General features: G+C 42.9%; 14 protein-coding genes. All 14 read left to right on the plus strand.

All coding sequences use genetic code 11. The annotated features are described in order from the left end of the window. Positions 1–3 precede the first annotated feature (3 nt). The 14 genes from A8F94_RS19400 (at position 4) to A8F94_RS19465 (ending at position 12,491) form a co-directional block, all read left to right on the plus strand. Entirely contained in the window at positions 4–1,239 is a 1,236-nt protein-coding gene (locus A8F94_RS19400) for a two-component system sensor histidine kinase NtrB (protein ID WP_077247832.1), read from the plus strand. 176 nt (positions 1,240–1,415) lie between these two features. Beyond that, positions 1,416–2,594 carry an HD-GYP domain-containing protein gene (locus A8F94_RS19405; protein ID WP_066204270.1) on the plus strand — a complete coding sequence of 393 codons (1,179 nt, stop codon included), beginning with the start codon at positions 1,416–1,418 and terminating at the stop codon, positions 2,592–2,594. Positions 2,595–2,749: 155 nt separating this feature from the next. Continuing rightward, positions 2,750–3,943, plus strand: a complete 1,194-nt coding sequence (locus A8F94_RS19410; protein ID WP_066204272.1) for a hypothetical protein — start codon at positions 2,750–2,752, stop codon at positions 3,941–3,943. Between the two features lie 215 nt (positions 3,944–4,158). Beyond that, the gene (locus A8F94_RS19415) at positions 4,159–5,241 is read left to right on the plus strand and encodes a hypothetical protein (protein ID WP_066204274.1); all 1,083 of its coding nucleotides are present in this window, start codon (positions 4,159–4,161) and stop codon (positions 5,239–5,241) included. Further along, positions 5,228–7,426, plus strand: a complete 2,199-nt coding sequence (locus tag A8F94_RS19420) for a molybdopterin oxidoreductase family protein (RefSeq protein WP_066204276.1) — start codon at positions 5,228–5,230, stop codon at positions 7,424–7,426. The genes A8F94_RS19415 and A8F94_RS19420 overlap by 14 nt, the downstream gene beginning before the upstream one ends. Further along, positions 7,427–7,990, plus strand: a complete 564-nt coding sequence (locus tag A8F94_RS19425; RefSeq protein WP_066204277.1) for a 4Fe-4S dicluster domain-containing protein — start codon at positions 7,427–7,429, stop codon at positions 7,988–7,990. Positions 7,991–8,002: 12 nt separating this feature from the next. Then, entirely contained in the window at positions 8,003–8,527 is a 525-nt protein-coding gene (locus A8F94_RS19430) for a Rieske (2Fe-2S) protein (protein ID WP_066204278.1), read from the plus strand. Beyond that, positions 8,517–8,717 (plus strand): hypothetical protein, encoded by a 201-nt coding sequence (locus A8F94_RS19435; RefSeq protein ID WP_066204280.1) that lies wholly within the window; start codon positions 8,517–8,519, stop codon positions 8,715–8,717. Before A8F94_RS19430 ends, A8F94_RS19435 begins: the two co-directional genes overlap by 11 nt. Next, complete coding sequence (locus A8F94_RS19440; protein WP_254660907.1) at positions 8,714–9,031, plus strand: hypothetical protein; 318 nt, start codon at positions 8,714–8,716, stop codon at positions 9,029–9,031. The genes A8F94_RS19435 and A8F94_RS19440 overlap by 4 nt, the downstream gene beginning before the upstream one ends. Next, positions 9,018–9,290: a hypothetical protein gene (locus A8F94_RS19445; RefSeq protein WP_066204282.1), complete on the plus strand. Its 273-nt coding sequence runs from the start codon at positions 9,018–9,020 to the stop codon at positions 9,288–9,290. Before A8F94_RS19440 ends, A8F94_RS19445 begins: the two co-directional genes overlap by 14 nt. Positions 9,291–9,316: 26 nt before the next feature. Beyond that, complete coding sequence (locus A8F94_RS19450) at positions 9,317–9,976, plus strand: sensor histidine kinase (protein WP_254660908.1); 660 nt, start codon at positions 9,317–9,319, stop codon at positions 9,974–9,976. 35 nt (positions 9,977–10,011) lie between these two features. Continuing rightward, positions 10,012–10,665 carry a response regulator gene (locus tag A8F94_RS19455; protein ID WP_066204284.1) on the plus strand — a complete coding sequence of 218 codons (654 nt, stop codon included), beginning with the start codon at positions 10,012–10,014 and terminating at the stop codon, positions 10,663–10,665. A gap of 15 nt (positions 10,666–10,680) precedes the next feature. Continuing rightward, positions 10,681–11,133: a GAF domain-containing protein gene (locus A8F94_RS19460; RefSeq protein WP_066204286.1), complete on the plus strand. Its 453-nt coding sequence runs from the start codon at positions 10,681–10,683 to the stop codon at positions 11,131–11,133. A gap of 17 nt (positions 11,134–11,150) precedes the next feature. Beyond that, positions 11,151–12,491: a PAS domain-containing sensor histidine kinase gene (locus tag A8F94_RS19465; RefSeq protein ID WP_077247834.1), complete on the plus strand. Its 1,341-nt coding sequence runs from the start codon at positions 11,151–11,153 to the stop codon at positions 12,489–12,491. Positions 12,492–12,837: the final 346 nt, after the last annotated feature.

A 12,837-nucleotide genomic window follows, 5' to 3' on the forward strand; every position in this document is an offset into this window, starting at 1 on the left:
TGTATGCCTCAATCTATCCGGTCCTTTGGGAGAATGGAAAAAGAAGAAATTAAAGCCCTGAAACTTTCAATTTGGCTGTTTTATATTATCTTTCTTGGGTATGATGCATTTTATTATCTTATCTTTTATCCTATGAAAGCTGGAAAGCCGGACATTTCTTTTGGGGATGGACTAGGTATTTGGTACCATATTATCGGTATTTTGTTTTTGCCGATATCCTTGTTCCTTTTTCATAAGGGAAAGCTATATGCGATAAAATATTTTTTCTTTATAGGTCATAGTTTGCTTGACTTGGTGAATAATCTCCTAATCTTTTACAACACGAATGAACAATTTCGTGCAGGAAATTTTACTGAAGTAGTTTTTCTTTTTTTTGCACCGATTTTTATAAATAAAAAGTATTTTTGGACAGTTTCCATAGGCTTGTCAATTAAGTATTTAGTTACGGGTGTTGCCCTGCAATCAACAGATGTGATTCTTCCTATAGCTTTAATGCTTATTATTTCAGTTATTTCCTATATCACCCTTATACGGTTTAATTCGTATATCAATGCTTTGATTGCGGTAAATAATGAAATGAACCAGAAGGATAAATTAATAAATATTGGGCAAATGGCAACGGGAATTGCCCACGAAATTCGGAATCCATTAACATCTCTTAAAGGTTTTATTCAGCTCCAACACGAGGTCCAGGGAAATAATAAAAAATATACGTCTATAATGAAGAAGGAAATCGACCGTATTGCGACAATTGCTGATGATTTAATGATTCTCGGAAAACCAAAACCTGAAATTGGCTCCTGGGTCAATGTGGCGGAGATCGTTGATTATGCTCTTTCAATTTGTGAGCAATATACGCTAGGCTCAGATATCAACCTGATAAAGGAATATGAAAGGTCTTCATATCCTATCAAGGGTGATGAGAAGCAATTAAAGCAACTAGCAATAAATCTCATAAAAAACGCTGTAGAGTCTATGCCCGGATTCGGAGAGGTCCGGATTTTGATTAAGGAACAAGAAAAGAACTGGGTTATACTTTCGGTTTCCGACCAAGGTAACGGAATTCCCCAGGAACATATGGACAAATTATTTGATCCTTTCTTCACTACAAAAAAAGATGGTACTGGACTGGGGTTAATGGTAACCAAACAAATCGTTCAAGACCATAACGGAAAAATCGACATCGAAAGTAAATTAAACGAAGGTACAACTATTAACATTTTTCTTCCAAAAGAGTGAAAAAGGCAAAAAATTGATGAAGCATAGCTTATTTTCTCTTAATATACATAAATTAATAGACTTGACCTATGTATTGAAAGAAAGAATTGATTTATAATGTAGAAGGATGTCTTAATTTTTACCAAAAACCCTAAAAGTTAACAGGTAGACACCCAATAAGTTGGTGAGGTATTGGAATGCAGAAACAAGTGTACAGAAGCATTTTAAATGAAGAAGAGAGATCACTAAAGTGGTTTATTGCCCTGTTTTATATAATATCTTTAGGGTTTGACCTGTTTTATGATTTTGTTATGCCAAAATTGAGTCAGGATATAAATATAGATGATGTAATGGGGTATACGGTATATATAATTCTGTTATTGCTTATACCGATTGCGTGGTATCTTTTTAGGACTGGGCGTTCCTACTATGTTAAGTATATATATTTTATAACATATACAGTCCTGAGTCTTTTAAATGATGTTCTAACCTTTTTTGGTAACGATGCTGAACTGAGAAGCGGAAATCCTGTCGAAATTTTCTGGTTGCTGTTAGCTCCTATTTTTGTAAGCAGTCCGTTCTTTTTTACTGTATTGCTGGGGCTGACGGCTAAATACCTTCTTCTGGGGATTATTCTCCAAGAAGCAAATGCAATTTTTGGGCTTGCAATGGTTGGTGTAATTGCGATTTTTTCTTTTATAATTATGAGCAGGTTTCAGGCCTATGTAAATGCTGTTAAATCATCCTATGACATTCAGCTTATTGGTATTGTTAAAGGTGTTATATCTACACTTGAATTAAAGGACCCGTATACAAGGGGCCACAGTGAAAGAGTAGCAAGTTATGCTCAAATACTAGCAAAAGAGCTGGGGAAATTCTCCAAAGATGAACTAAAAATGTTCAATTATGCATGCTTGCTCCATGATATTGGAAAGGTTCATATTCCAGACAATATCTTGATGAAACCAACAGCACTTACAAAAGAAGAATATGAAATAATAAAAACACATCCCGTTGTTGGTGAAAAGGCAGTTGCAAATGTCGAGGGATTAAGTTCCAGTATATCGGTTATCCGTTCCCATCATGAAAGATGGGATGGAAAGGGCTATCCAGATCAATTGAAAGGGAAGGAAATTCCTTATTTAGCCCGGATCTCCTCCATAGCAGATGCGTTTGATGCAATGACCAGTTCAAGGTCTTATCGCGCTGCCTTATCAACTGAAGAGGCGTATAATTCGATAATTCAAGGTAGTGGGTCGCAATTTGACCCCGAATTAGTAGAGGCCTTTAAAAGAGTATACCCTTTATGGAAAAAGGTCCACGAAGAATGGAATAGTAAGCCTATGAGTCAATTTTCAAATTTTAATATAAGCTAGGATAAGGAGGTGATATGATTGAAAATCCGCAAGCTTAACAAAGTAAAAGCAACGGGAATTCCATGCTGGTGGTGCTGGTGGCTAGGTTAATAATATTGTAGGATGAGGGGTGCTTAGTTGCATCCCTTTCCTTTTAGGCTGGTGAACGAATAGGAATGAATTTAAATAAATTATCAAAATTGGTATTAGTGCCGTTTGAAATCCGAAATGACAAAAAGAATTATATAATAGAAGACTTAGAATCTGGCGATTTTTACGAGATGCCCCATATGGCAGTTGAGGCTATTCAAAGAATCAGTCAATGCCATGATTTAGGTTCTATCGAGAAAGACTTGCAAGCCATGTATCCAGAAGAAGAGGTTGATATTCTTGATTTTGCCAACCAGTTAGTAAAGTTAGGATTGGTTATTAAAATTGATGGACAGGAGATAACCCTTAATAAAGAGAAATCTTCAGGGGCCCAAGGTTTTTTGTGGATACCGCAATCACTGGGGAAACTGATTTTTAATAGATTTAGCAATTTTATATATGTACTCTTGTTTATTGTAAATATATCATTCTTCATCATAAATCCTGAATTATTTCCTACTTATAAGGATTATTTTGTTTTTGACTGGATGTCATTGAATATACTTCTTTGGATGGGAATAGGGACGGTTCTATTAATAATCCATGAGTTGGGCCATATATTATCTGTTCGATCCAAAGGATTGCCAGCCAAGTTAAGCCTTGGCCACAGATTGATGTTCATTGTGTTGGAAACGGACCTTACTGCGGCATGGAAGCTGCCATCCAGAAGCAGGAATGTTTTATACCTAGGTGGTCTGGCTTTGGATATGGTGATTTTAGCGGCAGCGTTAACTATACAAGTGCTATTTCCTGCGGGCCCTGAGCTTTTACTTTCTATTTCAAAGATTATTGTGATTGATATCTTTATACGTTTTGTTTTCCAGTGCGGGATCTATATGAAAACAGATCTGTATTATGTCCTTGAGAATGTAACAGGCAGTTATAATTTAATGGAAAATGCCCATTACCACATAAGGAACATGTTCAGAAAGAAAGAGCGAAACATTGGAGAAGTCTCATATAAAGAGGAAAAACAGACAATAGCCCTGTATAGTATCTTTTACTTTATTGGCGTATGTTTGACAGTGGCGATTTTTGTATTTTATTCTCTGCCACAAATGGCATATGTCATGGCAGAATCGATACAAAGGTTGAGCAGCCCACTCCTTTCAAAACCTTTTATAGATGGGACACTCATTATACTTGAAACACTCATTAGTATAGGAATTCTTGTTTTCTCCTGGTCAAGAAATTACTATCGGAAAGAAAAGAACAACTAAATAAATGTACTTATAACAAAGCCATTCAGAATTATTTTTCTGAATGGCTTTATTTTGCCTAATTTTGAGGTTTGTGTCTAAAGTTTGTCAAAACGGCGGGAAGTAGGGGAATTTTCCACCAAGGATAGGGGAAAACCCCGATACAGGCGAAGAGGCGTTTTTTCTTACAATAAGAGTAACCAATAAGACAGTGTTTAATTCGGGGAGGAATTCTCATGCAAGTAAATCTTAATACGGCCAAAAAGCCTGGCAAGTCAGTAAATGATGCGTTTGCATCTCACTTTGCGAAATCAATGTTTTTAACAGTAAGCGGTATTGTCATCTTATCGTTTATTGCAACCAGGATGTTTACTCATGTTGACTTGAACCTATATGGATATATGGTCGGAACAGTGGTTTTTCTTGGAGGATTCTTTTACCGGTTCATTTCGTGGGGAGAGCGGCCGCCAACAAAGCTTTTTATTAAAAAGGGCCTGAAACTTCTATTTAGAAAAACGACTCCCAAGACAGCAACAGAACAGCTCGTTACGTACCGGTTCATCTGGAACCGGGGCCTGTACCGCTGGACACAGCACATCATGATGGGCTGGGGCTGTGTGCTTGCACTGATGGTAACATTCCCGCTCGTATTTGGCTGGATGTACTTCACGATGGCAGACAACGGTATGTACACCATCGTCTTTATGGGAATGAATTTAATGACAGTCCCTGCCGACGGCTTTATTGCTTTCTTGTCCTATAACGCATTGAATATTTCTGCGGTCATGGTCATTACTGGTGTATGCATGGCATTGTACCGCCGTTTGAAAAATATGCAGGCAAGAGCGGAACAGACGTTCATGTATGATTTCATGCCGCTTTATCTGCTCCTTTTCGTCTCGATAACTGGCCTGGCATTGACATTCATCAATATCTTCCTGCACGGTTTTGGCCACCAGGCAATGTCATTGATTCACCAGTACTCAGTCATTATCACATTAATTTATATGCCATTTGGAAAATTGGCGCATATCCCGTTCCGCCCGATGAGTGTCCTGGCACGGAACTATCGTGAGCATTACAGCGAACAGGCGATGAAAGAATGCAAGGTGTGCGGAACCGAATTTGTATCAGTTGAACAATCGAACGATGTAATAGATGTATTGGGAACAAACGATATCGAATTTGCTTCCAAGGAAGGCTTCCATCTTGCTGAGCTTTGCCTGCCTTGCCGCCGCAAATATCGGATTGCCCAATTCTCGGGGTTTGCTACCCACCAAGTGAAAGTCAAGGAGGCCAACCAGAATGCAAAAGGTTGAGTTCAGGAACGAACGCGATAAATATTTCAAAGAAGTAGAAAATGTCATTCATCCAAATGAAACTCTTGTTCCTACACACTGCAGCTATTGTGCAATGCAATGCGGAATGAACCTTCGCGTTAATACTGTAACCAATAAGATTATTGGAGTTGAACCTCGGTACGACTGGCCGGTGACACTCGGGAAGATGTGTCCGAAAGGCGTAACTGCATACCAGCAGGTTAACCACCAAGACCGAATCCTGAAGCCGCTCATCCGTGACGATGCTTCCTTGAAAGGAACAAAAGAGGGGTTCCGTGAAGCTACATGGGAAGAAGCATACGACCTGATTGTGAAAAACTTTAAGAAACTCCAGGGTGAGTATGGAAAGGATAGCGTTTCTGTGTATGGCGGGGTTTCAATGACAAACGAGAAGTGCTACTTAACTGGAAAATTCGCACGTGTTGGCCTTCAAACAAGATACATCGACTATAATGGCCGTTTCTGTATGTCCAGTGCGGCTGGCGGATTGAACCGTTCTTTGGGAATCGACCGCGGCTCGACTGTGCCTTGGACTGATGTCCATGAAACGGACTTACTGTTTATTGCTGGAAGCAACACGGCTGAATGCCACCCGACTTCGATGTTTCGTGTATGGAACGTTCAGGAGCGAGGAGGCTACTTGATCATTGCCGACCCGCGCGAAACTCCAATTGCAAGAAGGGCGGATGTCCATCTTGATCTAAGGCCGGGAACTGACCTTGCACTGGCAAATGGAATTGTAAACCTGCTCATCCAAAATGGCTATGCTGATAGTGATTTTGTCAATCACCATACAAATGGCTTTGAAGAGCTGAAAGAACTAGTAAAAGAATTTACTCCTGAATATACAAGCTTGATCACAGGCGTTTCACCTGAAAAAATTATCCGTGCAGCCGAGCTGTTCGGAAAGGCGCCAAATGCGATTGTCATGTTCGCCCGCGGAATTGAACAGCAGCAAAAAGGCGTTGATAATGTTTCCGCTTATGTGAATATGTCTCTTGTTACTGGTAAAATCGGCCGTCCGAAAGCAGGGGTTGCAACAATTACAGGACAGGGTAATGGACAGGGAGGACGCGAACATGGCCAGAAGGCTGACGCGCTTCCAGGCTATCGTAAAATTGCCTATCCGGAGCATGTCCGAGAGATTGCCGAAGTGTGGGGGATTCAGCCGGAAGAAATGCCGCAGGCCGGAGTTTCCGCATACGAAATGTTTGGGCTGATGGAACAAAAAACAATCCGCGCCCTCTATCTGCTCTGTTCAAACCCTGCTGTATCGGCGCCAAACCTGAACTATGTCAGGGAACAAATGAAGAATCTCGATTTCATGGTCTGCGTTGACTTCTACATGTCTGAATCAGCCGAGTTTGCGGATGTAATCTTGCCTACAACAACATGGGCCGAGGATGAAGGAACAACAACGAACGTAGAAGGACGGATTATAAAAATCAACCAGGCTCAAAAGCCTCTTGGAGAATCAAAGCCAGATTGGAAAATTCAGATTGAGATTGCTGAGAGGATGGGCCGCGGGCAGTATTTCTCTCATTTAAAAACGCCGCTTGATATATTCAATGAGCTTCGCCGTGCCTCTAAAGGCGGAATCGCGGATTATTCCGGTGTAACATGGGAAAAGATTGAGAAACAGGATGGCGTCTTCTGGCCTTGCAAGAGCGAAGATGACCCGGGAACACCACATTTGTTCCTAGATAAGAAATTTTATCATCCAGATGGAAAAGCGAAATTATTTGCGCTTCCATATACACCACCGGCGGAGGAGCCAGATGAAGAGTTCCCGCTTCGACTGACAACTGGCCGTGTTGTGTATCATTATCTATCAGGCAACCAAACTCGCAGGATACAATTCTTGCATGATATGTGTCCGGAGCCTTTTGTAGAGGTTCACCCTGAAACTGCTGCAAAATACGGCATTGAACATGAAGAAAGAGTGCGCCTATACACACGCCGTGGTGAAGCGGAATACCCGGTTAAAATTACCGAAGCAATCAGAAAAGATACAGTATTTGTCCCATATTCATGGGGACATGAGAAGGCAGTTAACCTGCTGACAATACCAGCCCTGGACCCAATCAGCCGCATGCCGGAATTCAAGGCTTGCGCCGCGCAAATTGAGAAGATAGAAAAACGTAAAGTGGAGAAGGTGCACTAAATGGATAAAAGGTTATATCTAGAACTTGAAAACTGCATAGGGTGCCGTTCGTGCCTTGCCGCCTGTACACAGTGCGGCGGGCACGAAGAAAAAAACCGGAATTACGTTTATGACGTAAATCCGTTGGTTGACCGCCAGACGATGCCTCTTATGTGCCTTCATTGCGTGAATCCGGCATGTGCAAGAAGCTGTCCGGCACAAGCAATCCAAATCCATGAAACAGGCGCAGTTCTTTCCGCACTCGTTGAAAAATGCATTGGCTGCCAAAACTGTACGATTGCCTGCCCTTATGGAATCCCGAAATTTGATACCGAGCAGAACTTAATGTATAAATGCGACCTCTGCATTGACCGCTCAAAAGATGGCATCCCGCCAATGTGCGCGAGTGTCTGCCCGACAAACACGCTTCAATGGCTAACTGATGAGGAAATTGATGCAAAACGAAAGCAATTCAATCTGGATAACGGCGGAAAATGGGTAACAAGCCTTCCGTATCTAGAGGGAGAAACAAATGTAAAAGTGAACCTGCCTGGCATTCTGCAGGGCGTTACGAAATTGTTTTAAGGAGGGATTGGCATGTCAGAGAAAAATAATATAATCCCGTTCGAAGAAGATAATTATACCCATAATATAAATCGCAACAACGAACGAAAGCTCGACCGTCGCGGCTTCATGAAAACCCTTGTCGGGGCGGCTGGCGTTTTCGCAGTCTCTTCCCTGCCTTGGGGAGCGATGGCTGCCAAGGAACTGATCGGACTTGGCGAAAAAGAATACCCGCGCCAGAAAATTGCTGACCTTGATTCTGTGGCAATCGGTGATGCTGTGGAATTCAATTTTCCTGGTGAACACGATAGTGCAATTATGATAAGGCTATCGGAAAAAAAGTTTGTTGCGTATCAAAATGCATGTACCCATCTTCGCTGCCCGGTTTTTTGGAATAAGGAAGAAAATGATTTGCTTTGCCCATGCCATCACGGCAAATTCAATGTTGAAACCGGTGCGCCAACAGCCGGCCCGCCAAGAAGGCCGCTTCCGGAAATATTCGTGCAGGTGGATAAAGGTGCAATTTATGCAACAGGGGTGAAACGCTATGAAGCCTAGCAAAGTTAACTTTTTCATCCTTTGTGCAATTTTAATGCTGAATATCATTTGTACCCATTACATGGTCCAGCAATACTTTTTCGAAAACTATGCCAACTCCCTCATATTTGGCACACTCAATGTTTTGCTTTTTCCAGTTGCCCTATTCGTGTATAAGCGTGACCGCAAGAAGGAGCGTGAAAGCAGATGATGAACAGCGAAACGTACATCGACTTTATTTTTGCCAGGAAAGCAGCAGACAGCGGGTTTTCACAGGAAATCGATTCATTGCTGGCCGAGTTGTTTCCAAGCAAGCGGATCTCCTGGTACTTGGATGAGAAGGTTTCCGAAGGTGCGGATGTAGTGATCGCTGAAATCAAAGGGATGAGTCCGTTCCAAAATGAAGATGAGGCAATTGAATTTATTGAACAGAGGGCTGGAGACACATTCTGGGAGTATCTCCAAGGCTATAAAATCTTCATTTATCCAAATAAAAGAGGGTGTGGCAGCTGTGGAACCCACTAGATTGAAACAGTTAAAACGATTTGAAGGCCGAACGGTTGAACTGGCTATTAAAGATTCCGAGGGCGATGACCAGGCCCCTGCAATCCGCAAGACAATCAAGTATGTCCTTATGTGTCCGGACGGGACCCATATCCGCTTTTATTTTGATTCCAATAAATTCCTTGCGATTCCGTATTCCAGTGAGTTTGCGGGCAGCGAGAATGAATTGACCGCCTATGATGCGGAAAGCTCATTATTATATGTAGTAAGGACGATTTAGCGTTACACTTCTGGGAGGTAGGAAGCATGATGGAGCTTTCAGCAGGAAGCAAGGAAATCAGCTCATATATTATTCAGGCTCAGGAGGATGAGCTAAAGCGAATTGCACTTGATCTTCATGAAGGGGTCGGGCAAAACCTATATAGTGTTTTTAATGGGCTTCAGCTGATCCAAAATGCTGTCCAGGACCCTTCGATGAAGGCCTACGTAAAGGAAATGTCCCAGCTAATGGAAAGAACGATTCAGGAAATCCGCCTGCTGTCCGTCGAGCTGCACCCGCCGACATTGGGAACTCTCGGCCTTGTTCCTGCAATTAAGAGCTATATTAAGCTTTATACCTCCACTTACGGTATCGTTGTCAATGTAATGGTGGATGGAGACGAAAAGCCCGTATATGAAATGGGCAGGGTTGCAGTCTTCAGAGTATGCCAGGAAGCACTTGCAAACATTGCCCAATATGCCGATGCCTGCCATGTTGATATGAAAATCAGTTGGGCTTCTGACGAGCTTTTAATTGAAATAAAGGATTTTGGCAAAGGATTTGAATTTAATCAAGGTGTCCATCCTTTTAAAACATCTGGCCTTGCTGCGATGAAGGAAAGGATGCTTCTGGCTGGCGGGGATTGCAGGATTTCCTCTACAATAGGGGAAGGTACACGGATCGAATTAGCCTTGCCGCTTGCGTAAGTCCAGAATAGGTACGATGTAAAGGGGAGTTTGTCTTGATTAATATCCTGCTTGTCGATGACCATGCTGTCGTAAGAATGGGGTTATCCATGCTGCTCAATTCCCATCCTGATATGAGGGTGGTTGGAGAAGCATCAGAAGGAAACGAGGGAATCCGAAAGGCACTTGACCTAAAACCAAATGTTATCATTATGGATCTCAGCATGCCGCATGGAAAAGACGGTCTGTCGGCGACAACAGAGTTGAAAAAGCTGATGCCTAATGTAAATATCCTGATTCTCACCATGCATGACGATGAAGAATATTTGTTCAGGGCAATCCAAGCCGGAGCCTCAGGTTGTATTTTAAAAAGTGCTCCGCATGATGAGCTATTGGGTGCGATCCAGTCTGTTGCAAATGGGGAAGCATACCTGCATCCCGCAGCGACAAAACGGCTGATGGAAGAATATATGGGGGCCATGAAACAAGGAAATCAGGATACAATGAACCTTTTATCGGATCGGGAAAAAGAGGTATTAACCTTGATTGCCAAAGGGTTTTCCAATAAGAAAATTGCTGAACAGCTTGTGATTTCTGTCAAAACAGTCGAGACGCATAAAAGTAAGGTCATGGAGAAGCTTCAACTAAAGACGAGGCCGGAGCTTGTCCAGTATGCGATTAAAAAAGGATTGTTGGGCTATGGGCTGTGAAAGGAGTAAACCCCGATGGATGAACTTAGGAACCTGCAGCCAATCGGTGACATATGTGAGAAGCTAAGGCAGGCTATCGGCTGCGACTTTGTTGGCCTGGCCATCCAGAATCGCATTGGCCCGGATATCCGCTGGCATTTTGCCTCGGGAAACTTGAATGACAAATATGAACGGATTACGGTCCGGTTCGGAAAAGGGATTGCCGGAAAGGTCCTATCAAGCGGAAGCCCGATTCTTTCAGAGAACTTCCCTGAAAAAATACCCGGTAAAGCAACCGATTATCCAATCATGCTAGCTGAAAAGCTAAAGTCCGCATATGCCGTTCCATTATTTTTCAATGGAATCCCGAAAGGTGTTTTGCTTGTGGGGAACCGTACAAATGAGTCTTTCGCCATTCATTGGTGTGCTGAAGTGAAGGAAGCTGCGAGTACCCTTGAAAAAATGCTTGAAGGATATATACAACATTAATGCAGGAGGCTTTTTTAATGGTGGAAGAAGGAGCAGCGGTAAACAGGATGGATTTTGGCGATGGAGTTGTTCTTTCTGACTTCAGCGGCAGAATTTCGTTTGTAAATGGCAAAGCGTGTGAGATTTTTGGTTTAACTTCAACAGGTTACATCGGGCAAGGCCTGCATATTCATTCTCTTTTACCCGAAATTGACATTGAGGGCTGCCCACAAGGGTTAGTGATTAGTACATATGGACTTAATGCAGAGGGGGAAACATTTCCGCTCTTTTTCAGCATGAACAGCTTTGCATTGGATGGGGAGACATACTCCCTATTTGTATTTCAGGATATTAAAAATCGGGCCCGCCTGGACAAAGAGCTCTCGCAGCCGCTAAATGAGCTCGTTGATTATAAGTTCGCGCTCGACCAGTCAGCGATTGTCGCGATTACCGATAGGCGCGGGACAATAAAATATGTGAATGATAAGTTCTGTGAAATATCAAAATACCGGGCTGAAGAATTGATTGGTGAGGATCACAGGATAATAAACTCGGGCTTTCATCCAAGGGAATTTTTCACCAATCTTTGGAGGGCGATTTCCAAAGGAGAAGTCTGGCAAGGCGAAATCAAAAACCGGGCCAAAGATGGCAGCTTATACTGGGTTGATACAACGATTGTGCCTTTTTTGGATGAGTCAGGCAGACCGTATCAGTACTTGGCGATCCGCTTTGAAATTACAGAGCGAAAACGGATGGAGGCTGAGCTCCAGCGAATGATGGCTCGGATTATTGATGTCCAGGAAGAAGAGAGGAAACGGTTGTCGAGGGAGCTCCATGACGGGCTTGGGCAAAATTTATACAGCCACCTTATCACGATTAATAGGCTTTTGTCCGAGCTTGACCACCCGCTGCTTGTACAAATGCAAGAGGAAGCCATGGAACTGATTGAGGAGATCCGAAGCTTATCATGGGAATTGCGCCCATCCGTCCTGGATGATCTTGGTTTGGTTCCAGCCATCCGGTCATTCTTGAACCGGTATTCAACCCATTATAATATTGATGTCCACTTTGAATGTGTACTCGGGCGCCGGCTTTCTGCCGGCACCGAGACAACGATTTACCGGGTAATCCAGGAAGCATTGACGAATGTCAGGAAGTATGCCGAGGTGAATGAAGCGCTGGTTGTGATTCGGGAATATGACGACGCTGTCCGGGTCATGATTGAGGACCGCGGCAAGGGATTTGACCCTGAATCGGCTTCACGGGGAGTCGGACTGTTTAGCATGGATGAGCGCGCACGTGCATCAGGCGGGGAACTCCAAATTATCTCCTCACCTGGTAAAGGGACAAAGGTGATATTGGAAGTGCCTGCTGGGTGATTCTGTGGGATTCATTCCGAAGCTGGTTTGGCGTTGATTCTCTGAACTTGACGTATCCTAAATCGTTCAGAGTGGCATCCAAATAGTAGAATATTGGTGTTTTGCAGCAGTTTGTTCCGAAGAGGGCAGGCTGTTTTTTTGTAAGAAGAAGAGTAGTGCTAGATGAAGGGTTTCGTGGACAATTCGGTTGGCCGAGAATGGTGAAATGTCCACCAAATGGGTTTTCGTGGACAATTCGGTTGGCTGAGAATGGTGAAATGTCCACCAAACAGGTTTTCGTGGACAATTTAGGTGTCCGAGACCGAGGAAATGTCCACGAAACGATTTTCGAGTGAAATTTGATTCG

The sequence above is a fragment of the Bacillus sp. FJAT-27225 genome (assembly GCF_001685025.1).
GTDB lineage: Bacteria > Bacillota > Bacilli > Bacillales > Cytobacillaceae > Bacillus_D.

What these genes read in the sequence shown, in the direction of transcription:
- A8F94_RS19400 (WP_077247832.1), top strand. Translation starts at nt 4, where the DNA reads ATGCCTCAATCTATCCGGTCCTTTGGGAGAATGGAAAAAGAAGAAATT.
- A8F94_RS19405 (WP_066204270.1), top strand. Translation starts at nt 1,416, where the DNA reads ATGCAGAAACAAGTGTACAGAAGCATTTTAAATGAAGAAGAGAGATCA.
- A8F94_RS19410 (WP_066204272.1), top strand. Translation starts at nt 2,750, where the DNA reads ATGAATTTAAATAAATTATCAAAATTGGTATTAGTGCCGTTTGAAATC.
- A8F94_RS19415 (WP_066204274.1), top strand. Translation starts at nt 4,159, where the DNA reads ATGCAAGTAAATCTTAATACGGCCAAAAAGCCTGGCAAGTCAGTAAAT.
- A8F94_RS19420 (WP_066204276.1), top strand. Translation starts at nt 5,228, where the DNA reads ATGCAAAAGGTTGAGTTCAGGAACGAACGCGATAAATATTTCAAAGAA.
- A8F94_RS19425 (WP_066204277.1), top strand. Translation starts at nt 7,427, where the DNA reads ATGGATAAAAGGTTATATCTAGAACTTGAAAACTGCATAGGGTGCCGT.
- A8F94_RS19430 (WP_066204278.1), top strand. Translation starts at nt 8,003, where the DNA reads ATGTCAGAGAAAAATAATATAATCCCGTTCGAAGAAGATAATTATACC.
- A8F94_RS19435 (WP_066204280.1), top strand. Translation starts at nt 8,517, where the DNA reads ATGAAGCCTAGCAAAGTTAACTTTTTCATCCTTTGTGCAATTTTAATG.
- A8F94_RS19440 (WP_254660907.1), top strand. Translation starts at nt 8,714, where the DNA reads ATGATGAACAGCGAAACGTACATCGACTTTATTTTTGCCAGGAAAGCA.
- A8F94_RS19450 (WP_254660908.1), top strand. Translation starts at nt 9,317, where the DNA reads ATGATGGAGCTTTCAGCAGGAAGCAAGGAAATCAGCTCATATATTATT.
- A8F94_RS19460 (WP_066204286.1), top strand. Translation starts at nt 10,681, where the DNA reads ATGGATGAACTTAGGAACCTGCAGCCAATCGGTGACATATGTGAGAAG.
- A8F94_RS19465 (WP_077247834.1), top strand. Translation starts at nt 11,151, where the DNA reads ATGGTGGAAGAAGGAGCAGCGGTAAACAGGATGGATTTTGGCGATGGA.